The organism is Pseudomonas sp. SLFW, from assembly GCF_009905615.1.
Lineage (GTDB): Bacteria > Pseudomonadota > Gammaproteobacteria > Pseudomonadales > Pseudomonadaceae > Aquipseudomonas > Aquipseudomonas bambusae.
In genome coordinates, this window is sequence record NZ_JAAAKW010000005.1 from 206,661 (window position 1) to 228,794 (window position 22,134).

General features: G+C 61.8%; 19 protein-coding genes. 9 read left to right on the forward strand and 10 right to left on the reverse strand.

The features are described 5' to 3' along the window. The first annotated feature begins 32 nt into the window (after positions 1 to 32). From GVN17_RS11410 to GVN17_RS11425, 4 genes are read left to right on the forward strand one after another with little or no spacing between them, the layout of a single operon-like run. Complete coding sequence (locus GVN17_RS11410; RefSeq protein ID WP_166595364.1) at positions 33 to 1,157, forward strand: alanine racemase; 1,125 nt, start codon at positions 33 to 35, stop codon at positions 1,155 to 1,157. A gap of 58 nt (positions 1,158 to 1,215) precedes the next feature. Next, positions 1,216 to 2,511: a dicarboxylate/amino acid:cation symporter gene (locus GVN17_RS11415; protein WP_166595365.1), complete on the forward strand. Its 1,296-nt coding sequence runs from the start codon at positions 1,216 to 1,218 to the stop codon at positions 2,509 to 2,511. Positions 2,512 to 2,524: 13 nt separating this feature from the next. Further along, complete coding sequence (locus GVN17_RS11420; RefSeq protein ID WP_166595366.1) at positions 2,525 to 2,923, forward strand: RidA family protein; 399 nt, start codon at positions 2,525 to 2,527, stop codon at positions 2,921 to 2,923. Next, on the forward strand, positions 2,920 to 3,612 hold the full coding sequence (locus tag GVN17_RS11425; RefSeq protein ID WP_166595367.1) for an HAD-IA family hydrolase: 693 nt from the start codon (positions 2,920 to 2,922) through the stop codon (positions 3,610 to 3,612). Before GVN17_RS11420 ends, GVN17_RS11425 begins: the two co-directional genes overlap by 4 nt. Here the strand turns inward: GVN17_RS11425 and GVN17_RS11430 are convergent. Beyond that, positions 3,598 to 4,491: a LysR family transcriptional regulator gene (locus tag GVN17_RS11430; protein WP_166595368.1), complete on the reverse strand. Its 894-nt coding sequence runs from the start codon at positions 4,489 to 4,491 to the stop codon at positions 3,598 to 3,600. The genes GVN17_RS11425 and GVN17_RS11430 overlap by 15 nt on opposite strands. Positions 4,492 to 4,589: 98 nt before the next feature. Here GVN17_RS11430 and GVN17_RS11435 point away from each other — a divergent pair, with 98 nt between their 5' ends. Next, on the forward strand, positions 4,590 to 5,333 hold the full coding sequence (locus tag GVN17_RS11435; RefSeq protein ID WP_166595369.1) for an SDR family oxidoreductase: 744 nt from the start codon (positions 4,590 to 4,592) through the stop codon (positions 5,331 to 5,333). 124 nt (positions 5,334 to 5,457) lie between these two features. On the opposite strand, the gene GVN17_RS11440 is transcribed toward GVN17_RS11435, so the two are convergent. The 3 genes from GVN17_RS11440 to GVN17_RS11450 all read right to left on the reverse strand — a co-directional run bounded on the left by GVN17_RS11440 (position 5,458) and on the right by GVN17_RS11450 (position 8,152). Continuing rightward, positions 5,458 to 6,087: a glutathione S-transferase family protein gene (locus tag GVN17_RS11440; RefSeq protein WP_166595370.1), complete on the reverse strand. Its 630-nt coding sequence runs from the start codon at positions 6,085 to 6,087 to the stop codon at positions 5,458 to 5,460. Positions 6,088 to 6,191: 104 nt separating this feature from the next. Continuing rightward, positions 6,192 to 7,088, reverse strand: coding sequence for an NAD-dependent epimerase/dehydratase family protein (locus GVN17_RS11445; RefSeq protein WP_166595371.1), 897 nt, complete (start codon positions 7,086 to 7,088; stop codon positions 6,192 to 6,194). A gap of 11 nt (positions 7,089 to 7,099) precedes the next feature. Continuing rightward, entirely contained in the window at positions 7,100 to 8,152 is a 1,053-nt protein-coding gene (locus GVN17_RS11450; RefSeq protein WP_166595372.1) for an SDR family oxidoreductase, read from the reverse strand. Positions 8,153 to 8,376: 224 nt separating this feature from the next. Here GVN17_RS11450 and GVN17_RS11455 point away from each other — a divergent pair, with 224 nt between their 5' ends. Together GVN17_RS11455 and GVN17_RS11460 are read left to right on the forward strand one after the other, a co-directional pair. Continuing rightward, positions 8,377 to 9,264: a LysR family transcriptional regulator gene (locus GVN17_RS11455; protein ID WP_166595373.1), complete on the forward strand. Its 888-nt coding sequence runs from the start codon at positions 8,377 to 8,379 to the stop codon at positions 9,262 to 9,264. Positions 9,265 to 9,352: 88 nt separating this feature from the next. After that, entirely contained in the window at positions 9,353 to 9,922 is a 570-nt protein-coding gene (locus GVN17_RS11460; RefSeq protein ID WP_166595374.1) for a TetR/AcrR family transcriptional regulator, read from the forward strand. A gap of 66 nt (positions 9,923 to 9,988) precedes the next feature. Here GVN17_RS11460 and GVN17_RS11465 read toward each other — a convergent pair whose 3' ends face one another. The 3 genes from GVN17_RS11465 to GVN17_RS11475 are packed head-to-tail and all read right to left on the reverse strand — an operon-like array spanning position 9,989 to position 15,895. Then, on the reverse strand, positions 9,989 to 11,545 hold the full coding sequence (locus GVN17_RS11465; protein WP_256665190.1) for an efflux transporter outer membrane subunit: 1,557 nt from the start codon (positions 11,543 to 11,545) through the stop codon (positions 9,989 to 9,991). Further along, complete coding sequence (locus GVN17_RS11470; protein ID WP_166595375.1) at positions 11,542 to 14,682, reverse strand: efflux RND transporter permease subunit; 3,141 nt, start codon at positions 14,680 to 14,682, stop codon at positions 11,542 to 11,544. Before GVN17_RS11470 ends, GVN17_RS11465 begins: the two co-directional genes overlap by 4 nt. 7 nt (positions 14,683 to 14,689) lie before the next feature. Further along, the gene (locus GVN17_RS11475) at positions 14,690 to 15,895 is read right to left on the reverse strand and encodes an efflux RND transporter periplasmic adaptor subunit (protein WP_256665191.1); all 1,206 of its coding nucleotides are present in this window, start codon (positions 15,893 to 15,895) and stop codon (positions 14,690 to 14,692) included. A gap of 358 nt (positions 15,896 to 16,253) precedes the next feature. Here GVN17_RS11475 and GVN17_RS11480 point away from each other — a divergent pair, with 358 nt between their 5' ends. Both GVN17_RS11480 and GVN17_RS11485 read left to right on the forward strand, forming a co-directional pair. Further along, on the forward strand, positions 16,254 to 17,150 hold the full coding sequence (locus GVN17_RS11480; protein ID WP_166595555.1) for a LysR family transcriptional regulator: 897 nt from the start codon (positions 16,254 to 16,256) through the stop codon (positions 17,148 to 17,150). 160 nt (positions 17,151 to 17,310) lie between these two features. Then, positions 17,311 to 18,417 (forward strand): alkene reductase, encoded by a 1,107-nt coding sequence (locus tag GVN17_RS11485; protein ID WP_166595377.1) that lies wholly within the window; start codon positions 17,311 to 17,313, stop codon positions 18,415 to 18,417. Positions 18,418 to 18,662: 245 nt separating this feature from the next. Here GVN17_RS11485 and GVN17_RS11490 read toward each other — a convergent pair whose 3' ends face one another. The 3 genes from GVN17_RS11490 to GVN17_RS11500 all read right to left on the reverse strand — a co-directional run bounded on the left by GVN17_RS11490 (position 18,663) and on the right by GVN17_RS11500 (position 22,103). Continuing rightward, entirely contained in the window at positions 18,663 to 19,655 is a 993-nt protein-coding gene (locus tag GVN17_RS11490) for a zinc-dependent alcohol dehydrogenase family protein (protein ID WP_166595378.1), read from the reverse strand. A 78-nt stretch (positions 19,656 to 19,733) separates the two neighbouring features. After that, entirely contained in the window at positions 19,734 to 20,945 is a 1,212-nt protein-coding gene (locus GVN17_RS11495; RefSeq protein WP_166595379.1) for an MFS transporter, read from the reverse strand. Between the two features lie 42 nt (positions 20,946 to 20,987). Continuing rightward, complete coding sequence (locus tag GVN17_RS11500; protein ID WP_166595380.1) at positions 20,988 to 22,103, reverse strand: alkene reductase; 1,116 nt, start codon at positions 22,101 to 22,103, stop codon at positions 20,988 to 20,990. Between the last annotated feature and the right edge of the window lie 31 nt (positions 22,104 to 22,134).

A 22,134-nucleotide genomic window follows, 5' to 3' on the forward strand; every position in this document is an offset into this window, starting at 1 on the left:
GCTTAGAATAGCGCCATTACCGGAGAGAACCTATGGCTGAACTACCTGAAACGCCCTTGCTGTTACTGGACCGTGAACGACTCGACGCCAACATCTTGCGCATGCGCAGCGCATTGGCGCCCCACAACGTCACCTTGAGACCCCACGTCAAAACCAATAAATGCCTTGAGGTCACCCAGCGTTTCTTCGCTGACGGCAAAGGGCCCATCACCGTCTCTACGTTGCGTGAGGCGGATGTGTTCTTCGCCGCAGGCTTCACCGACATCTTGTATGGCGTCGGTATCGCGCCCAACAAATTTGAGCACGCGGCAGGGTTGCTGGCGCAAGGGGCAGACCTGAAGCTGGTGCTGGACAATCTGGAAAGCGCGCGGCTCCTGGCGGATTACGCCCGCTCAAGCGTGCAGCGGTTCAATGTGCTGTTGGAGATCGATTGCGACGGGCACCGTTCAGGCATCCCGCCGGACTCCCCTGTGCTGGTCGAGATTGCACGCGTGCTCGAAGGCAGCGGCGTGACGGTGGGCGGCGTGATGACCCACGCGGGCAATTCTTATGACAGCCGATCAATTGCCGAGATCGAAGCCTTCGCCCGACAAGAGCGCGACGCGGTGGTGGAAGCGGCCCAGCGGTTGCGCGACGCCGGATTCGAGCTTTCCGTGGTCAGTGTGGGCTCGACGCCCACGGCACTGTTCACTCAGGGTCTGAGCGGGGTCACCGAAGTGCGCGCAGGGGTGTTTGCGTTCTTCGATCTGGTGATGGCCGGGCTGGGGGTTTGCAGGGTGCAGGATATTGCCGTCTCGGTGCTTGCGACCGTCATCGGTCATCAGCCGGAGAAAGGCTGGGTCCTGATCGATGCAGGCTGGATGGCGCTGTCTCGCGACCGTGGCACGGCCAAACAGCCTGTGGATCAAGGTTATGGCGTCGTCTGCGATGTGTCAGGCCAGCCGTTGGGCGACCTGATCGTGACGGCCGCGAATCAGGAGCACGGCATCATTTCGTCCCGCTCGGGGCATCTCGACAACTTCACCGCTCTGCCGGTGGGCACACAGCTGCGCATCCTGCCCAATCATGCGTGCGCCACCGCCGCGCAGCATGCTGGCTATCACGTCCTGACCGAGGGACGCCGCCTCGGTTACTGGCCCCGCATCGCGGGTTGGTGAATAGCGCCTTCTTCTCACTGCCGCCTATTAATCTCATAACAGTAAGGGCGTTAAACCTATGAAAAATCTTTCAGTCTGGATCGTGATCGGGATGCTGCTGGGCGCCGCCATTGGCGGTTTTCTGCACCCCGTTTTGAGTGAGTCCACCGCACAGGTCGTGGTGTCCCAGTACTTGTCGATACTGACGGACCTGTTCTTGCGAGCGATCAAAATGATCATCGCGCCGTTGGTCTTTTGTGGCCTGGTTTCGGGGGTGGCCAACTTGCAGGACACACACGCCATTGGCCGTATGGGGCTGCGTGCGCTGGCCTGGTTTCTGTGCGCGTCGTTCATCTCCCTGCTGATCGGCATCCTGGCGTGCAATCTGCTTGATCTGGGCGGCGAGATGGCGAGTCACCTGCCCGTAGCTGCGGAGAGTTCAGGCATCAACGTTGCGCCTTTCAACCTCAAGTCCTTCATCACAAACATCGTTCCGCAGAGCGTGATCAGTGCGATGGCCAGCAACGATATTTTGCAGATTGTGCTCTTTGCATTGCTGTTCGGTATTGCCACGGCGGCGGTTGGCGGGCCGTTGAAAGTCAGGGTCTTGGAACTGACGGATGCGGTCTTTGACATCATGTTGAAGCTCACGGGTTACATCATGTGGTTGGCACCCCTGGGCGTCGGGGCCGCGCTGTGTTCCATCGTCACGACCCGTGGGCTCGGCGTGTTGGCGACCTACGGAAAATTGTTGGGCGGCTATTACTTCGCCCTGTTTCTGCTGGCATTGCTGTTGATCGGGGCAGGGCGGGTGATTCTGGGACCTCGGGTTTTCCACCTCTTGAGGCTGATTCGTGATCCGCTGCTGATCGGCTTTTCGACGTCCAGCAGTGAGGCGACATTCCCCAAGACCATCGAGCAATTGCAGCATTTCGGGGTGTCGCGTCGTGTGTCCGGGTTCGTGCTGCCGTTGGGGTATTCGTTCAATCTGGACGGCGCGATGCTTTATCAAGCGTTTGCCGTCATTTTCATCGCCCAGGCGTTTCATATCGACATGACGTTCACCCAGCAGGTCGGGGTGCTGCTCGTGATGCTCTTGACCAGCAAAGGCATGGCTGGCGTTCCTCGCGCTTCTCTGGTGGTGGTCGCAGCCTCGTTGCCTTCGTTGGGCTTGCCAGCCTCCGGTTTGTTGCTGCTCCTGGGCATCGATCCGTTCTTCGACATGGGCCGTACCGCGATCAATGTGCTGGGCAACAGCATCGCCACGGCGTCAGTGGCGAAATGGGAGGGTGACCGTGGCGCTGAAACCGAGCCAGCACCGTCGCCTGTCGGGCGGCCAGTGGGTGCGCCCATCGAACCTCTTTCCAATGCATGAAGGGAGAACATCAATGAAAACGGTCACGTCATCCCAACTGCCTGCGCCGGGCGGGCACTACTCGCAAGGGGTCGTTGCGGGAAACCTGTTATTCGTTTCCGGGCAACTGCCTTTCGATCCTGCGTCGGGCACGTTTGCGGAAGGCATCGACGCTCAATTCCTTCAAGCCATGGCAAACGTCGAAGCCGTACTGGTAGCGGCGAATGCCACCTTGGAGAGTCTGGTAAACGTGCACATCTTCCTCTCGGATGTCGCGCACTGGACCACCGTAAACCAGCACTACGCACGGTTGCTGGGCGACCACAAACCCGCACGGGCGATCATTCCGTGCGGTGAACTTCACTACGGTGCCTTGGTGGAAATCACGGCCATCGCTGAACTCATCAACCCTGCACAGGAATCCCTGCCATGAATACGATCCTTGATCCACGCCTACAACCTCTCCAGCCCTCAGCGCCGGTTGAGCTGGTGTTGTTTGATTTGCTGACCGCCTTGCTGGATTCCTGGACCTTGTGGAATACCGTGGCCGGTTCTGCGGAAAGGGGGCGGACGTGGCGTATGGCCTATTTGAAAGCGACCTACGGCTGTGGCAGCTACAGGCCTTATGAAACGCTGGTTGAAGAGGCTGCCATAGAGGTCGGTTTGGGGCCGCAGGCCGCGTTGAGTCTAGAGGCGCGTTGGGGGGAGTTGCAGCCGTGGCCAGAAGCCAAGGCGGTGTTGGCCCAGCTCCAGACGCGTTACAAGCTGGGGATCGTGACGAACTGTTCGGAGAGGCTGGGCCGGATGGCAGCGGACCTGCTGGACGTGCCGTTTGACGTGATCATCACGTCGGAACAGGCCGGTTTCTATAAACCCGACCCGGCGCCGTATCGGCTTGCGCTGGAAGTGGCGGGCGTCGCCCCCGCCAACGCGGTCTTCGTGGCGGGTTCTGCCTACGATCTGTTTGGCACGGAAAAGGTCGGCCTGCCGACCATCTGGCACAACCGGATCGGTTTGACGGCTCCCGACGGGGCGCCCGCGCCTTTGATCATGAGGCCGACGCTGGAGACGCTGGCGTCAGATATCGCGGGGTTGGATGGCACACCCTCAGTCGTCCTCTGACCCCCGAAACGCTTCAGCCAAAAACTCGGCAAACGCCCGCGCGGAGGGCTTGGCGGCCCTGCCCGCGGCGAATACGGCATGCAGATCGATCAGGCCCATGTCCCAATCCGGAAGGAGTCTGATCAGCTCGCCCGTTTCAATCTCTTTGCGACAGCCACCGAGGCTCATCGACACGATACCCAATCCCGCGACGGCCGCCGCGATGGACACCTCGTTGACCGTCACCAACAGTTGGCCAACGACGCGTACCGACGTGGTTTTTCCGGCCTTTTGAAAGGACCAGGACTGGCCGATGCGTGACGGGCCAGCGATCACGGCGTGGTGCGTCAGGTCAGCCGGAATCAGTGGCACGCCCGCACGTTTCAGATACTCCGGCGACGCCGCCAGGACGCGGGGTGACGAGCAGATCCGCTTTGCCACGGCGGTGGAGTCGGTCAAAGCGCCGAAGCGCAACCCGACATCGACGCCGTCCGTTACGAAGTCCTGGCGTTGGTCGTCAAGGATCAGCTCGACTTTCAACCCGGGGTGTCTGTCCAGAAACGGCTGCAGTCGTGGCACCACGCCTCGAATCGCAAAGCTTGAAGAGACGCCGACGCGTAACACCCCACGGTAATCATCCGAGCCTCGGGCGGCCTGCTCGGCGTCTTCCAGCGCGTCGAGGATGGGTTCCAGTCGCGCCAGGAAGTCAGCGCCAGCCTCGGTCAGACTCACCGCGCGGGTAGTGCGCGTGAGGAGCGCGACACCCATGTTTTTTTCCAGCGAGGAGATGGTTCGCGAAACCGTAGGCTGGGGCAGGTTCAGGTCTCGACCGGCTGCGGAAAAGTTGCCTTGGCGGGCCACTCGGACGAAAAGTTTCAACGCGAGCAAGTGATCATTCATGACGGAAACGCATTTCTGAAATTCACGTTCGTTACCTAGTCCCATGGGGGGTGTGAGGGCTAGCCTTGGCGTTTTTACACCCCACGACGGAGTCTTTGATGGAAAAGCACATTGCGTTTATTACCGGCGGCAACCGCGGTATTGGCTTCGAAACAGCGCGGCAACTGGGGCAATTGGGCATTCATGTGGTCATCGGCGCTCGCGACAAGGCGTCGGGCCAGGCGGCGGTCGACCGCCTGCGCGAAGAACACATCGCGTCCGAAGCGATCACCTTCGATGTCACGTCCGAAGCCGATCATAAAGCGGCCTTCGATTACTTTTCCAGCCGCCATGGCCGGCTGGATATTCTGGTGAACAATGCAGGTCGTCATCTCGAAGGTGAGCCGGGCGTCGAGCACCGCTACTCGACCTCGACGTTGCCCATGCGGGTGTTGCGTGACACGTTCGAAGCGAATTTCTTCGGGTTGATCGGTGTCACGACCGCGCTGCTGCCTCTGCTTCGGCAATCGGCGGCGGGTCGTATCGTCAACCTGTCCAGCATCCTCGGTTCGTTGTCCTTGCACGCCGACCCCACGTCGCCCATTTATGCGATGAAATCCGCCGCCTACGACAGCTCGAAAACCGCCGTGAACGCCTACACGATCCAGTTGGCCTACGAGCTTCGGGGCAGCGCCATCAAGGTCAACGCGGCCCACCCTGGCTGGGTGCAAACGGACATGGGTGGACGTGCGGCGCCGATGGGCATCAAGGAGGGTGCCCAGACCAGTGTGATTCTGGCGACCCTGCCAGCGGGCGGTCCGACCGGCGGGTTTTTCCATCTGCATGATGCCTTGCCCTGGTAAGGCGCGCGCTGTTCGTGTCATTGAACGCGGCGCGCTTTCGTGCCATTGCAGGGCGTCGTCAGTGACACGAACACACCCGTTCTGCGGCGCCCAGGCCATCGTGACGTTGTCAGGGTGAGGCAGGTCATGCGTCAGCGACGAGAAAGGCAGCTTGGCCGCGCATCACGGCCGGTCGCATGGAAATCGCCTGGAACCAGCGGCTAAAGTGCGGGTGCGCATCCCAATCGAGGGTGTCGCGCATGAAGTCGGCGATGGTAAACGCTGCGATATCCGCAATAGAAAACGCGTCGCCTGCCATGAAGGGCGACGTTTCTACGTACTTTTCCGTCGAGAGCAGTGCCGTGACTGCGCGTTCGTTCAGCGCCTGTATGGCGGGGGAAGGTGACTGCGGACGCAGCGCCCATGCCGCGTGACTCAGCGCAATCACGTCGGTGACGAAAAAGAAAAACCGTTCAAGCGTCAACGCTCGGGCAAGTGGGTCTTGCTGGGGGATGAGCCGGTTAGGACCCGTTTCGGCCGCGTAAAGAACGATCGCATTCGACTGCGACAGCGCAAACGTCTTGCCCTTATCCGGAATGATCAGGGTGGGCACTTTGCCGTGGGGATTGATCGCCAGGTGTGCGGCTTCCCGGTGCTCCCCTTGCGACAACGCCAGGTGAGTAATTTTGTAGGGTATTCCGGCTTCTTCAAGGGCGATGGCTGCACGGATGCAGTTGCCGGTCAACGCGCCATGGAGGTGCAGCGTCTGATTCATACGTGCCTCAACGCTAAGTGTGTGAGCCGTCTATGGAAAGGAAACGACCGATCAGCAAGGCCAGGCCGTTGCGCACCGGTCGTCTCCAGGGAGCATATCCTGCTTCAGACGCCGCGAATCAACGCCTCTCTCAAATCAGGTCCGGTGGGTGCCCAGCCAAGCAGTTTTCTGGCGTTCGTGGCGCGCACACGCGCGTTGGTCGCCAGTGCCACGCGAGCGAAGGGGCCGAGCGCTTCTACCGCTTCGTCATAGGGCCAACTGCGTGTTTCGCCTTTGAACCCAAGAGCGGCGTGGACAGCTTCGGCGATCTGCTGAAAGGTCGATTCGCCGTTTTCCGCGAAAAAGAAGGCGCCTGACGGGGCGTTGTCGAGGGCCTGCACGTACAGGTCGGCCAGGTCGCTGATGTAGACGTTGGACCAGACAGTCGCCCCTTTGCCGATGAACACCCCGGCACCCACGGCCTGTGACTGCTTGACCAGCTTGGGCAATTGGTCGCTGTCCTTGCGCAGCCCCAAGCCTGTGCCGTAGACCATGGACGGGCAGATGACGAAGGCCCGGATGCCGTCGTGAATGCCGGCCGACCGCACCAGTTGATCGATCCGGACCCTGCCGCCTCTGTGCAGTTGGGGTTCGAAAGGCGTGTCGTCCTGGAAGATGGCCTCGCTGGCAAATTCGCCCTTGGCGTCATCGCAAACGATGCTGGTGCCGCTGGTGTGGATCAGCGTTTTTCCACTGCCCTTGAGCGAGCTGATGAGGGTCTGGATGGAGAAGAAGTGATCCGAGTTGGCGGCGTTGATGGTGGCGTCGGATTCGGTGGCGCCTTTGTGCAGGGCACCGGCGTCGTCCAGTGTTCCGATCAATGCCGAGATGCCCCGTTGTTCGAGTTGTGCGGCCTGTTCAGCGGTGCGCACGAGCCCCAGCACTTCATGGCCTTGTTCGATGAGCTTATGGCTGATCGAACCGCCCAGATACCCGGTAGCGCCAGTGACGAAAACTTTCATGGTGATCTTCCTCAGGGAATGTATTTCTGCTGACGCAGGCTAAAAATCGTGTCGATCAAAGACGCTTCAGGGCTTTTCATCGGGAGCGTGAAGCCGGCGCGGCGTATCTTGCCCATGTCTGAAAGCATGTCCTGCTTGATGCTGAAGACGAAGTCGCCGAACCCCCAATTGACCAGTTGCTGATACGGCACGGGTTTCAAATCGTGCTGATCCACCAGGCGCTGCCACGCTTCGGCCTTGTCAGGCATGTGTTGCGACAGCGAAACCGGTTGTGGCTCGGCCAGCTCAAGCTCAAACGCGTCGGCCACTTTTTGCCACAGGCGATTCCAGCGAAAAGGTTCGCCCACCAGATTGAACGCCTCGTTGCGCGCGTTGCGATCCGCCGCTGCCCATAGGCTCGCGCGAGCCAGCCAGTCGGCGTCTGTGACCTGGGCCAATACACCGCTGTAGGTTTCCAGCGCGCCGGGGAACCGCAATGGCACCCCAGCCTGTTTGCTCAGTGCGGCATAAACGGCGATGACCATGGCGATGTTCATGATGTTGCCAGCGATGTCTCCGATCACCGGGTCTGGCCGCAGGATCGACCATTCAAGCTCGCCCGCGCTGGCCCGTGCTCGCAGCAGGTCTTCCTGCGCGAAATAAAAGTTGGCGGCCAGGTGGCGGGGAGCATCTTCATAAAAAGGCGTGGAGATCGGGCCGCCCAAATGCGGGCCGTAGACTTTTGCGCCCTGGAACAAAACCACGCGCTCAAGATTCGCCCCGGCCTGTTTGAGCCCGTCCAGCACGTTGGCCAGCATCGCGGTGTTGACGGTCGATTCGACCTGGGCATTCTGGTGGGGCACCAGTGCGGCATAGAACACATGGGTCGTGTCTTTAGCCTGCTTGAGCGCTTCTGCGGTGGTTTCAGCGTCCGTGATGTCGCAATGCACAATTTCGACGTCAGGTACCAGGGCGCGACGGGTCGCGCGGACGTTCCAACGGGGATTGCGCAAAAGCTCCCGGGTCACGGCATTGCCGATGATTCCGCTGGCGCCTACGACCAGCGCCGTTTTTGTCTCTGTCATGTGTTCGCCTGTCCTGCGAGAGCCTGCTCTCGCGATTGAGTGTTGCCGCTGGACACGGCAGCGAGAAGGGAAGGGGCGCGGGTGCTTGAGGTGGGGAAGTGGCGGCGCAGCCTGGGTGCGTGACGCAGCCAACCCACATGAGCATTTGCGCTGCAGCGGATGCTGAGGTATTTGTGGCATGTCCACTATCCCCAAAAACTTAACAACAGATATTTGCCAGACAAATGAGTGATCGCTTTCAGGAACTGGTCGTTTTCACCCGCGCTGCGGACCTTGGCAGCTTCTCGGCGGCAGCTCGCGAGTTGGGGCTGTCTCAACCGTCGGTCTCCCGAATCATCTCGGAGCTGGAGACCCGTCTCGATACCCGGCTTCTGACCCGAAGCACGCGACGCATCGTCCCGACGGATGCGGGGGTTGTTTACCTGCAGAAGGCGCGTCAATTACTGCATGACCTGGATGACGCCGAGGCGTCGGCGAAAGGGCAGGACAGCTTGCACGGAAGGCTGCGCGTGGCGTTGCCGGCGATCCTGGCGGTGAGACACGTCATCCCCGAGCTGCCCGCGTTCGTCGCCCGGCATCCCAATCTGGACATCGAGTTGCTGACGTCGGACGACATGCACGATCTGATCGCCGAAGCGGCCGACTTGGCGGTAAGGTTCGGCCCTCTGGAAGACTCGAATTTCGGCGCGAAGAAGCTGGCCGTTGAAAACCGCCTGCTGGTGGCGTCGCCCGTCTACCTCTCACGCTTCGGCACCCCTGAACATCCGCAGGATCTGCTCAACCACACGTGCGTGGCAGGGCCGGGTGGTTCAGCGAGCAAGCGCTGGTCGTTCACCGCCAATGGCCAGGCATTTGCCGTTCCTGTCCGCTCCAGAATCCGGGTGACGTCCTCGGAAGCGACCCTGGCCAGCGGGGTCGCAGGATTAGGCATCATCATCGCATCGGAATGGATGTGCCGCGCCTCTCTCGCGGACGGCTCACTCGTCCGGCTTCTTCCGGGATACAGCCTCGACGCGGTGGACGTCCACGCGGTCTTTCCGAAAGGCCGCGTGCCGTCCAGCAAGGTGCGGATGTTTACCGAATTTCTGATCGAGGTGCTGGCGAAGGCCTGAGTTCTGTGGTCATTGAACAACACTTGGATGTCTTCTAGAATCCAAACACCGATGTTAGAGGTCCCCTGCACGTGCGAGATTTCAAACGATGAGAAAGTCCAGGCAAGAGGCTGCGCAAACCCGACAACGGATCGTTGAGGCTGCTTCTTGGGAGTTCCGCTGCAAAGGAATCGGTGATACCGGTCTCGCAGACATCATGGCCGCCGCGGGGTTGACCCATGGCGGTTTCTACAAGCACTTCGACTCCAAGGACCAAGTGGTCGAAGAATCCCTCACCCTGGCGATCGACGGGGTGGTTGGCACCGTGGAAGCCACGTTGTCGGCGCATTCGGGCAAGAAGGCGATGAACACCGTCGTTGCGGATTACCTGTCGGTCGAGCACCGCGACGATCCTTCCGGAGGTTGCCCGTTCGTGGGGCTTGGCATCGAGCTGTCCAGAAGCAGCGACAGCGTACGTGACGTCGCGACCGCCGGTTTCAAGAAGCTCATTGACACCCTCGCCAGCAGCTATGCGGAGATGACGTCGGCGGCGGCCAAAAAGGAAGCGATGGTGACGCTGTCGACGATCATTGGCGCGGCCACGCTGGCGCGGATCGTCAACGACGAAGCCTTGTCCACAACCCTGTTGCAGCAGGCGCGGCTAAGCCTGACCCAGTGATCCCGGTGTCAACTCCGCGCCCCCCCCGCGACATCCCATCGCGGGGGGCTGCACGGGCACTGTGCGTTATTTTCCAGCCAGCGCTGCTGATCCCTCCTTGCCGTGACTGGCGACCTCCGCGCCTTCATCCCATCCGCCCCCCAATGACCTGAAGACGCTCACGGCCGCACGGGCTGAATTCGCACGCGTGCCGTCGAGGTCATCACGGGCGGTCAGCAATTGCCGGTCGGAATCAAGCACATCCGTCAGGGTGATAGAACCCGCTTTATAGGCGTTCTCCGAGAGATTTCGGGCCCGCTGGAGTGACGCGACCTCATCCTCAAGCACCTGCTGCCGGACACTGGACTGTGTCAGCGCTGTGATTGCGTTCTCCACATCCTCTGACGCCCGCAATGCGGCCTGACGGTACAGGGCGAGTGCCTCGGCATTTTCGCCCTTGGCTTGCGCCACCTCAGCGTCCACCTTGCCGAAATCGAAGAGCCGCCAGCGCAGGGCGGCTACGCCGATCGGCTGGAAGGTCCGTGAGTTGAACAGGTGGCTGGCGTGGGTGTTGTCGAACCCCAGTACCGCTGACAGCGACAGTTTGGGATAGTAATCGGCCACGGCGGCGCCGATCCGTTCATTGGCGGCCGCCAGACGCCGTTCGGCAGCGATGATGTCTGGACGCCTTCTCAAGACGTCAACCGGGCGTGCGCTGTCGCTGATCGACGGAATGCCCGGAATATCGAATGGGACCGCCAATTCCTGTGCGTAGGTGCCCGGCTGGACGCCCAACAGCACGTCCAGTCGGTTCAGTTGCGCTTCAAGGGCGGTCCGCAGCGTAGGCACTGTGGCCATCGCCTGTTGCAACAGGGCTTCGGCTTGCGCCACCTCGCGGTCTTGCGAGGCACCGGCCTGCACGCGGGCCTTCACCAGGTTGAGCAACTGTTGATCGGTGTCGATCTGGTTTTGCGCCACGCTCAGTCGAGCCTGATAGCCTCTGATTTGCAGGTAGGCGTCGGCGACGTCGGCGGCCACGGTGATGCGGGTTCCCAGTTGGTCGGCCTCGACGGCCGCCGCTTCGGCACGCGCGGCGGCGGCCTTGCGGCGCAGACCTCCCGCCAGGTCCAGCTCCCAACTGGCAGCCGGGCCGACATTGAATTCCCGCTGATGGCGGTCATACCTAGGGGAGCCGCGTGCCAAGCGGCCGTCGGAGCTGTCCAGGCTCTGGTGTTGCACCGTCGCACTGGCATCGAAGTCCGCCGTCGGCAGCAGGTCCGCCCCGGCTCCGGCGGCGGCCGCTCTGGCCTGATCCACCCGAGCAAAGGCGGCGACGATGTCCAGGTTCTGCGCCAGGGCGCGTTCGAGCAACCGTGACAAGACCGGGTCGTTGAACCCCGTCCACCAACTGTCCAGCCGTGGCGCCGTTGCCGCGTTTTTCACCTGCGGCAATGCAGTGTGAAACGGGGCCAACTCAACGTTGGGCTGTTTGTAATCCGGCCCTACCGAGCAGGCGGACAGGGCCAGACTCAGCGACAGGCCGGTGCTCAGTGCCATGAAAGCCTGACGTAGCCGGAAGGGCGCTGGCATGTCGAAAGTTTGGGCGCCGACAGTGGCGTTCTGTTGAACACGGACGACATTCATTTAACGAGCTCCTTGCGGCCCAGCTTGCGGATCAGGATGTAAAACGCGGGCGTGAACAGCAGGCCGAACCCGGTCACGCCGAGCATGCCGAACAATACCGCTGTGCCCAGCGATTGCCGCATCTCTGCACCGGCGCCTGTTGCAATGGCCAACGGCACCACGCCGAGAATGAACGCAAATGACGTCATCAAGATCGGTCTGAGGCGCGTTCGAGCCGCGTGCACCGCCGCTTCGGTCGGGGAGAAGCCGTCGTCTTCTTTCTGTCGGGCGAATTCGACGATCAGGATCGCATTCTTCGCCGCCAGCCCCACCAGCACCACGAAGCCGATTTCCGCCAGGATGTCGATGGGCATGCCCCGCGCCATCAGGCCAGTGACGGACGCCAGGATGCACATCGGCACGATCAGGACGATCGCCAGCGGCAAGCGCCAGCTTTCGTACTGGGCAACGAGAACGAGGAACACGAACAATGCGGCTGCGCCGAAGACCAGCAGCGTCGGGGTGCCGTGCTGTTGTTGCTGGAAGGCGAGATCGGTCCATTCGAACTCGATGCCTTTCGGAAGCGTTTGATGGGCCAGCTCTTCCATGCGTTGCAGGGCCGTACCGGACGCTACGCCTGGCGCTGCGCCGCCCAGAATCTCGGCTGCCGGGAACAGGTTGTAGCGGGGCACGCGGTACGGGATGGTGTCAGTCTTGAGCTGCGCGACGGTCCCGATGGGCACCATGTCTCCGGCGGCATTTCGTGCCTTGAGACGGGTGATGTCTTCACCGCTCTGACGGAATTTTCCGTCCGCCTGCGCAATCACCTGATAAGTACGGCCCAGGTAGTTGAAGTCGTTGACGTATTGGGAGCCCAGATAGACTTGCAGCGTCGAGAACACATCCGTGGGCGTCAGACCCACTTGTTGCGCTTTCAGGCGGTCCAGATCGGTATAGACGGACGGCGAGTTGGCGTTGAACAGCGTAAACACCCCCGCGAACATCGGGTCTTTGTTGGCCGCCGCGACCAGCGCATTGGACGCTTCGACCAAGGCTTTCGGCCCGAGCCCGGCCCTGTCTTCGATCATCATTTTGAAGCCACCTGAGCTGCCCAATCCCTGAACGGGTGGAGGCTGGATCACCAGCACGCGTGCTTCCTTGATCGCCGACAGCTTCTGACGAAGCGCCGCCAGTGCGGTACTGGCCGTGACCCCCTCGACCTCATGGTTGTACAGCGAAGGCAGCCCGACAAAGATGGTGCCGGCGTTGGAGGCAATGGTGGACGTCGTGGCATCAAGCCCTGCGAAAGGCGCGACGTGCTCGATGCCAGGGGTACCGAGGATGATTTCCGTCGCCTCTTTGACGACCTTCTCGGTCCTGCTCAGCGACGAGCCCGGGGGAAGCTGAATGATGGTCAACAGCAGGCCCTGGTCTTGCTCCGGGATAAATCCGGTCGGTGTCTGGGAGAATTCGACACCCGCGAGTGCGATCAACCCGACGTACACCACCAGAACCAGCGCGAGTCCCCGGATCAATCGCCGTGTCAGGGTGCCGTATCCCGCAGAAATGCGCTCGAACCCATCGTTGAACACAGCAAAACCACGGTTCACCACGCGCCGGACAGGCCCGGGATTGGACGTCGCCGTTTCATCATGGGACTTGAACAACACCGCGCAGAGGGCAGGGCTCAACGTCAGCGAGACGAGACAGGAGATGACGGTCGAGGCCGCGATGGTGATCGCGAACTGACGGAAAAACAGCCCCGAGATACCGCTGACAAACGCTGCCGGTACAAACACCGCACACAGCGTCAGTGCGATGGAGAGCAACGCGCCGCCGACTTCGTCCATCGTGCGGTGGGCCGCGTCTTTGGGCGAAAGCCCATCGTGGATGTTCCGTTCGACGTTTTCGACCACCACGATGGCGTCGTCCACCACGATCCCCACCGCTAACACGAGTCCGAACAGCGAGAGGTTATTGAGCGAGATACCAAACGGGTAGAGCAGGATGAACGAACCCAGCAAGGACACCGGAATGGCGATCACCGGAATGATGGTTGCGCGCCAGTTCTGCAAGAAGATGAAGACGACGCACACCACCAGCAGGATGGCGATGAAAATCGTGACGATCACTTCATCGACCGATTTGCCGACGAAGTTGGTAGGGTCATAGATGATTTCGTAGTCGACGCCAGGCGGGAAGCTCTTCTTGAGCTCTTGCATGGTCGACAGCACTTCTCGCTCCACCGTCAGGGAGTTAGCGCTGGGCACCGAGAACATCGCCAGCGACGCCGAGTCAGTGCGGTCCATGAACGCCGACGAGCCATAGTTCGCTGCGCCGAGTTCGACCCGGCCGATATCACGAATACGCGTCACCCGGCCCTGATCGTCCGACTTGACGATGACATCCGCGAATTGCTCAGGCGTCGACAACCGCCCCATGGTTTCGACGTTGATCTGGTAGGCGTTTTCATTCGGCACGGGAGGCTGGTTCAGAATGCCCGCCGATACCTGGAGGTTTTGTGCACGCAGGGCGTTGAACACCTCTTGGGCGTTCAGGTTTCGGGCAGCGACCTTGTCCGGGTCCAGCCAGACGCGCATGGCGTATTGGCGCTCGCCGTAGAACTGAATATCGCCAACGCCGGGCAACCTCGCCAACACATCCCTGACGTTCAGGGTGATGTAGTTCGAGAGGTAAAGCAGGTCTCGCGACTTGTCGGGCGAATAGAAATGCACCGCGACCAGAATGGCCGGCGTGGTTTTGCGCACGTGCACGCCTTGGCGCTGAACATCCTCGGGCAGGCGGGTCAGTGCGTCCTGTACGCGGTTTTGCGTGAGCATCTGCGCGATGTTCAGGTCGGTCCCGATCCGAAACGTCACCGTGAGCGTGAGGTTGCCATCGCCCGTGGACTGGCTGTTCATGTACAGCATGTTTTCGACGCCGTTGATCTGCTGTTCAAGCGGCGTGGCGACGGTGCGGGCGATGGTTTCGGCGGAAGCGCCGGGGTAAGAGGTCGTGATCTGTACGGTGGGCGGGACAATTTCAGGGTACTGCGCGACCGGGAGCACGAACATCACCCCCAAGCCGATCAGCGTCAGGAAAGCGCTGACGACGGTCGCGAAACGTGGCCGTTCGATAAAGAAATGGGCAATACGCATGGTGGGCTCAGTCCTGATTGGCAGCGAACTGGAGGTCGCTGTCTTGTGGGTCGACCTTGGCCCCCGGACTTGCGTAAGGCAGGCCCCCGACGATGACGCGATCGTTTTCATCCAGACCGGACTGAATCACTCGCAAGCCACCGCGCTTGTCGCCGGGTTTCACCAGCTTGGGCACAACGGTGTTGTCGGCGCTCACGGTCATGACGGTGTATTGAGACTGGTCAGGCAGCACGGCGGCGTCGGGAATCAGCAGCGTGGGTGCGGCATGAGCGACGGCCAGACGGACCCTGGCGAACTCGCCTGGAACCAGGATCAGATCGGGATTGGGCACCGTGGCTCGCGCATGAATCGTCCCGCTGGCCCGATCCAGCACGTTATTGATGAAGTCGAGCGTGCCTGACCGGGCAAACTGCTGATCCCCGCCCAACGCAAGCTCGACTTTGTTCGACGGCAGCTCACGCAGTTGCTTGCGGAACTGGGTGAAGGTCTGGAAATCGGACTCGCTCATGTCGAAGTCCAGATGGATCGGGTCCAGCGAGACAAGGGCGGCCAACAAGGTGGTCGGGCTGGTCGCGGCGCGGCTGCCCGCGATGAGGTTGCCCACCGAGACCAGGTGCGTGCCGATGCGGCCGCTGAACGGCGCGACAATGCGGCAATGTTCCATGTCCAGCTGGGCATCGCGGATCTTAGCCTTGGCATCATCGGCAGCGGCGGCGGCGGAGAGCTGTTCTGCGGTGCGTTGCTCGACGCTTTGCACGGTGCCCGCGCTGCTTTTCACCAGATCCTGTGCGCGACGCAGTTCGCGGTCTGCCAGTTGGAGCCTGGCTTTTGCGGTTTCCAGCTGCGCGGTGGCTTGGGACAGTTTGATTTCGTAGGGGCGCGAATCAATGGTGAAGAGCACTTGGCCTTTCTGAACGATTTCGCCGTCCTTGAAATAAATGCCGGTGAGGGTTCCGCCGACCTGAGCGCGCAGCTCGACTTGATCGACTGCCGAGAACTGACCGAGTAAACCCAGCCGAGTGTCGAGGTCCTTTTTGAGTGGCTTACTGACGGACACCTTCGCTGGCGGAGGCGGCGTGGGATTCGCCGCGCTGCCTTTGTGGGTAAAAAAGTACCCGCCTGCGACGCCAAGGACGATCAATAACACCAGCAAAAACCAGCCCGCCGTGTGGCTCTTTTTGGCAGGTCGGCCGTGATGGCTCTCTTGGTTCAACCCATTGTCCAGCCTTGTTTCCGTGTTCACTCGGTGACGCCCCCGCCCAATGTCGTAACGCTTGATGTGTGGCTTTTCGCGCAGATGCAGCCAAAACCGGTCGCAAGGCAGCGCCTTTGGAACTCGGTCAAACGTCGGATCAACTGTCGCGTCGAGCATCTTGGATGTTTTGTAACTTCTAATTTCGAGAAAGGATTACATGCAACATCCAATTGGGTCAACGGGTCATGTGCCGCGATAAAATCCGCGTGGGATGGGCGGGGAAAGGTTTCCGCAATCCAGGAGATCCGTTGGGACGAATATGGGGCTACCATGGCGCAACGTCATTTGGTCACCTCAGCGAGAACCCCTCACCATGCTGGACAGCCTCAGCGGCATCATGGCCTTCGTGCAGGTCGCGGAAACCCGGAGCTTTACCGAAGCCGCCCGTTTGATGGAGATTTCATCTTCGGCGGTGGGCAAGAGTGTGTCGCGCATGGAAGAGCGCCTGGGTGTGCGGCTGTTTCACCGCAGCACCCGCAGCGTCACCCTGACCGCCGAGGGCGAGCTGTTTCTGGAGCGGTGCAAACGCATCATTCAGGAGGCTGAGCAGGCGGAAATCGAACTGTCGCAGTTGGCGGACGAGCCGCGGGGCAAGTTGCGCATCAGTGTGCCGTTGCAGAACACGCTGATCTTTCCATTGCTCACCGGCTTCATGGCGGCCTACCCGCAAATCGAGCTGGACGTGGACCTGTCCGACCGCATGGTGGACGTGATCGAAGAAGGCTTCGATGCCGTGGTGCGCACCGGGCAGCCGTCGGACTCACGACTGATGGCGCGCAAGCTGGGGGAATACAAACTCGAACTGGTGGCGTCGCCGGAGTATCTCGCCCGCCGGGGCCGACCGACCCACCCGGATCAACTGCGCAACCATGCGTGCCTGCTGCATAAATTCCCTGCCAGCGGTTCTCTTGAGCGCTGGCCGGTACGCGATCCGGACGCCGACAGCGACCCTGAGCTGGGTCGGGTCATCGCCTGCACCACCACCGACGCGTTGACCCACATGGCGCTGGAAGGGCTGGGGATTGCGTGTCTGGCAGACTTCTCGACGATTCAGGCGCTGCGCGATGGCAAGCTTGAACGCGTGCTGCCGGAATTCACTGATCATCGAGGCTCGCTGTGGATGCTGTGGCCGTCGAGCCGCAACGCCACGCCGAAGCTGCGGGTGTTTATCGACTATTTCAAACAGCACATCGCGACGGTAGAGCAGCCCTGACGCGACGAAAGGGGATTACAGCCGAATAGTCCGAATTGTTGTGACGGTTGGGCTGTTTATCTCGTTCGGGAAAAGCCTTGTACTAGCCGCCAGTGCCCAGGCCTGGAAGCGTTGGCTTTCGGGCGGGCAAGCGTCTTTTCCCTATCCGAACGAGGCAATCATGTCCAAGCTCCATACCCCGGTCACCGTCGGCCCCTTCACGTTTTCCCACCGTGTCGTGCTGGCACCCCTGACCCGCATGCGTGCAGAAGAGGGCGCCCGTCCCGGCGCCTTGATGGCTGAGTACTACGCACAGCGCGCGTCCGAGGGCGGCTTTCTCATTGGCGAAGCGACCATCGCGGCGCCCAACGGCAACGGCTATCTCGGCGCGCCAGGCCTGTTCGATGACAGCCAGATCGCCGGCTGGAAACAGGTCACCGACGCTGTCCATGCCAAGGGCGCAAAAATCTTCCTGCAGCTCTACCACGCCGGTCGCCAGTCCAACAGCGAAGTGCAGCCCCACGGCAGCATCCCGGTCGGACCGTCGGAAGTGCCCCACGGCGGGGTCGCTTACACCCAGGAAGGCTGGGTGCCGAACACCCCGAACCGCGCGCTGACCGTCGAGGAAATCGCTGAACTGGTCGAGAGCTTCCGCACCGCCGCCGAGCGTGGCGTGAAAGCCGGTTTTGACGGCGTCGAACTACACGGCGCCAACGGTTATTTGGTGGATCAATTCCTTCAGGACAACAGCAACAAACGCACCGACAACTACGGGGGGTCGTTCGAAAACCGTGCGCGGTTTCTGCTGGAAGTGACGAACGCGCTGATCTCGGTCTGGGGTTCGAACCGCGTGGCCGTGCGCCTTGGCCCAAGCGGCACTTGGGGCGACATGGGCGATGCCGATCCGGAAGGGCTGTTCACCTACGTCGCCCAGCAACTGGCGCCGCTGAACCTGGCGTATCTGCACCTGATCGAGCCGCGGATTCTGGGCAACGTGGAAGATGAAAACGCTGACCCGGCCCCTGTTGCGGCACAGATGATCCGCAAGCATTTCCCGGGCGTGATCATCGCGGCAGGCGGTTTCGACGGCGAAGGCGCCGAAGCGATCATTCGGGCGGGCGATGCGGACCTGGTGGCGTTCGGTCGCCACTTCATCGCCAACCCGGACCTGCCGGAAAGACTGCGTCTCAAACGGCCACTGAACGCCTACGACCGTCCGACCTTCTTCGGCGGCACGGAAGTCGGCTACATCGATTACCCGTTCTACGAAGCAGCCGCCGTGGTGTGACAGCCAAGCGGTGCAATCGAGCCGACAGCGATCCTTCGCTGTCGGCTTTTTTGTGGGCACGGCCCGCGGCCAGATGCGAACTCGACTTCGACGCGACCCGCTTCTGCCCGAAGGGCGTAGGAGCAAGCTTGCTCGCGATCGGCTGCGGAGCAGTCGCAAATCCGGTGTCTGCGGTCTGTCTGGCACAACGCCCAATAAAGCCCGATGGCAAGCATCGGGCGTTGAGGGGGAGGCGAGACGTCGCTTCAGTTCACAGTCACCACGATACGGCCAAGGTGCAGGTTCTTTTCCAGCTCACGGTGCGCCTCGATCATCTCGTCGAAGGTGAAGGTCTTGGCGATGACGGTGTGCAGCGCGCCGGACTTCAACCCCGCGAACACGTACTCGGTGGCCTTGCGTTGACGTTCCGGGTCGGTGGTGGTGCCAAACAGGTTGTAGCCGCGAATCACCGGGGTCTTGGCGATGACCGTCAGGAGCGGCAATGGCGTGATGTCTTCGCTCAAGGCGCCGTAGATGAACACGGTTCCGCCGACGCGCAAAGCCTCCAACAGTTTCGGGAAGGTGGCGCCGCCGACAGGCTCGAACACGATGTCGGCGCCGCGACCCTCGGTGATGCGGTTGACCGCGTCCACCAGGTCTTCTTCGTCGGTCACGATCACGTGGCTCGCACCGGCTGCCAGCAGTTGTTCGCGCTTGGCGCGGGTGCGGGTCAGTGCGACCGGAATGCCGCCCGCCGCCCGCACCACTTGCAAGGTGCCGAGGCCGACGGAGCTGGACGCGGCCGGTACGAGCACGACGTCGCCCGCTTTGAGCAGGTCGTTTTCGATCAGTGCGCCATAGGGCGTGATGAACACGTTCCAGATGGCCGTGGCCTGTTCGTACGACACTGATTCCGGCAGTTTGACCACGGCGTGGGCGGGCGCCAGGACTTCTTCGCCGTACATGCCGTAATCGTTCAGCGAGAAGGACGGCACTGTGCTGACCCGATCGCCGACCGCGACGTGTTTGACGTCGGCACCGACGGCCGTGACAACACCGGCCGATTCGTAGCCCAGGCGGGCGGGGAGGTGGACCGGCTCAACGTAACTGCCTTGCCGCCACATGGATTCAGCGCGGTTCAAGCCGATGGCATGAACCCGGAACAGCACTTCGGTCGCGGCCGGTGTCGGGGTTTCGATGGTTTGATAGCGCAGCACGTCAGGGTTGCCGTATTCGGTGAAATGGATGATGCGAGGCATGGGAATCTCCAGGGAAAGACAGGGGTAGGAAACAACGGTGCCCTCGGGAAGAGGGCGATGACGGGAAAGGTGTGTGCCTCAGACGGCACACACCAGGGCTGCACTGCTCGACATTTTTCGCCGGATCAGCAGGTGCAGCATCAGACCGGACAACTCACAGGCCGCCGCGACCCAGCCCAGTGCGGTCACCGAGGCAAAACTCAGTGTCAGCGAACCGAGGGCGGCGCCCAGTGAAAAACCCAGGTACATGAATGAGGCGTTGAGGGACAGCGCGATGGGCGTTCCTTTGAGACCGGCGATGCCGATCAGGCCCGCTTGTTGCGCCGGGTAAAACGACCAGTGGGCGACGCCCCACACCAGCACCCCGACCACGACCGGGACCAGCGCCTGATCGGCAGAAAACGTGTCGACGCTCAGGGAAAGGATCACGAACGAGGCAATCATCGCCGTGAGGCAATAGGGGATGACTCGACGCGCACCGAGACGATCCACCAGCTTGCCGCCGACGATCACACCCACGCCCGCCGCGACACCCCAGGCGAAGAACACGTACCCGACTTGCGCGCCAACCAACCGCGTCGTGTCGGTGATGAACAACGCCAGGTAGGTGTAAACGGTGTACGCACCCGTCGCCCAGAGCGTGGTCACCCACAGGCTGAGCAGAATGACCGGACGGCGGGCCGTGTCGAGTCGGTCGCGCAGTGAAGCCACCGGCAAGCCCTGACCGATGGCCGCAGGCAGCCCGATGATCAGGCCAAGACTGGCCAGTGCGGACAGCGCCGCCACCCCGGCGAAGGTCATCCGCCAGCCGAGGTGTTCCCCGACGATGGCGCCCAGCGGCACCCCGAACGCGACGGCGAGGGTGATGCCGCCGTTGACGATGGCCAGCGCCGTGCCCCGTTTGTCGGGACCGGCAATCGCACCGGCCAGCGCATTGGCCCCCGGCACGAACAGCCCTGCTGTGAACGCCAGCAACACTCGGGCGAACATCAGCACCCAATAATTGGGCGCCACGAAGGCAATCAGGTTGGCGAGGGTGAAGCCAATCATCGTGAAAATCATCAGCGTTCGGCGGCTGAACCGGCCCGTCAACGCCGTAAGGATCGGCGAGCTGAAGGCATACGCCAGCGCAAAGACCGTCACCAGTTGTCCGGCGGCGACGACGGTCGTCGCCAGGTCGGCGGCAATGTCTGGCAACAGCCCCGCGAGCATGAAACTCTCGGTGCCGACGGCGAAGGTGCCCAATGCCAGCCAATACAAGGGCACGAGTGAAATCGACGGGGTATTCATCGGTGTGATCCTCCTGACAGTGAAGCGCTGGAGACGCGGCGGTCAGCGCGGGGTTTGCTCAGCGGCGTATTCGGGAAAGTCGTTGTAGTCCTGGGCCGTGCCGCCCCAGAACGCGTCCCGCACGTAAGGGGTCAGTGGCCAGTCGTGGCGCAGGCGTTCGGGCAGGTCCGGGTTGGCGCTGAAGTGGCGACCGAAAGCCACCAGGTCCGCCGCGCCGGATTGCAGAATGGCTTCGGCACCCCCGCGATCAAACCCGCCAGCCGCGATGATCGGACCGTCGAAAAACGGTCGCAGAAAGGCAGCCGCCACGGGTGGACGGTCAGGCTCGATTTCATTGGTGCCCTTGATGCGCGGTTCGATGACGTGCAGGTACGCCAGGCCGTATGCATTCAGTCGCCGCACGAAATACTCGAAAGTGGCTTCCGGGTTGCTGTCAGAAATCGAGCCCCATTGGCCGCTCGGCGACACGCGCACGCCGACCCGGTCCGCACCCCAGACCGACACCAGCGCGTCGAGCACCTGCAACGGGAAGCGCACGCGGTTTTCGAGGGAGCCTCCGTATTCGTCTGTGCGCTTGTTGGTACCGTCCTGCAGAAAGGTGTCCAGCAGATAGCCGTTGGCATTGTGCAGTTCGACGCCATCGAAGCCCGCATCCAGCGCACGTTGGGCGCTTTCTCGATAGCTTTCGATCAGCGCGGGCAACTCGTCTTTTTCGACGGCGCGGTGAGGCGAAGCTGGCACCCAACCGTCCTGAGTGAAGGCGTTGGTCTCGAACGGCACGACCGAGGGCGCAATCGGCGGCTTGCCGTTGCTCAAGTCGCTGTGGGACTGACGGCCGTCATGGCCGAGTTGCAAGAACACCACGCCGCCCTTGGCGTGCACGGCCTCAACGATGGGTTTCCAGGCGTCGCGATGGGCGTCGGTGTAAATGCCCGGCGCACCGAGGTAACCCCGGCTGTCCACCGAGGGGTGGGTTGATTCGACGATCAACAGGCCGCCTTGCGAGGCGCGTTGCTCGTAGTAGCGCAGCATCATCCGGCTCGGGCTGTCGTCGCGGTCTGCGCGCAGTCGGGTCATGGGCGCGTGCACCACGCGATGGCTGAGGCGATGGGGGCCGACAACGGCGTCCGATAACAGCTTCAAGGGTGAAGAGGCCATGGTTGTATCTCCAGAAATGGGCTTGGCAATC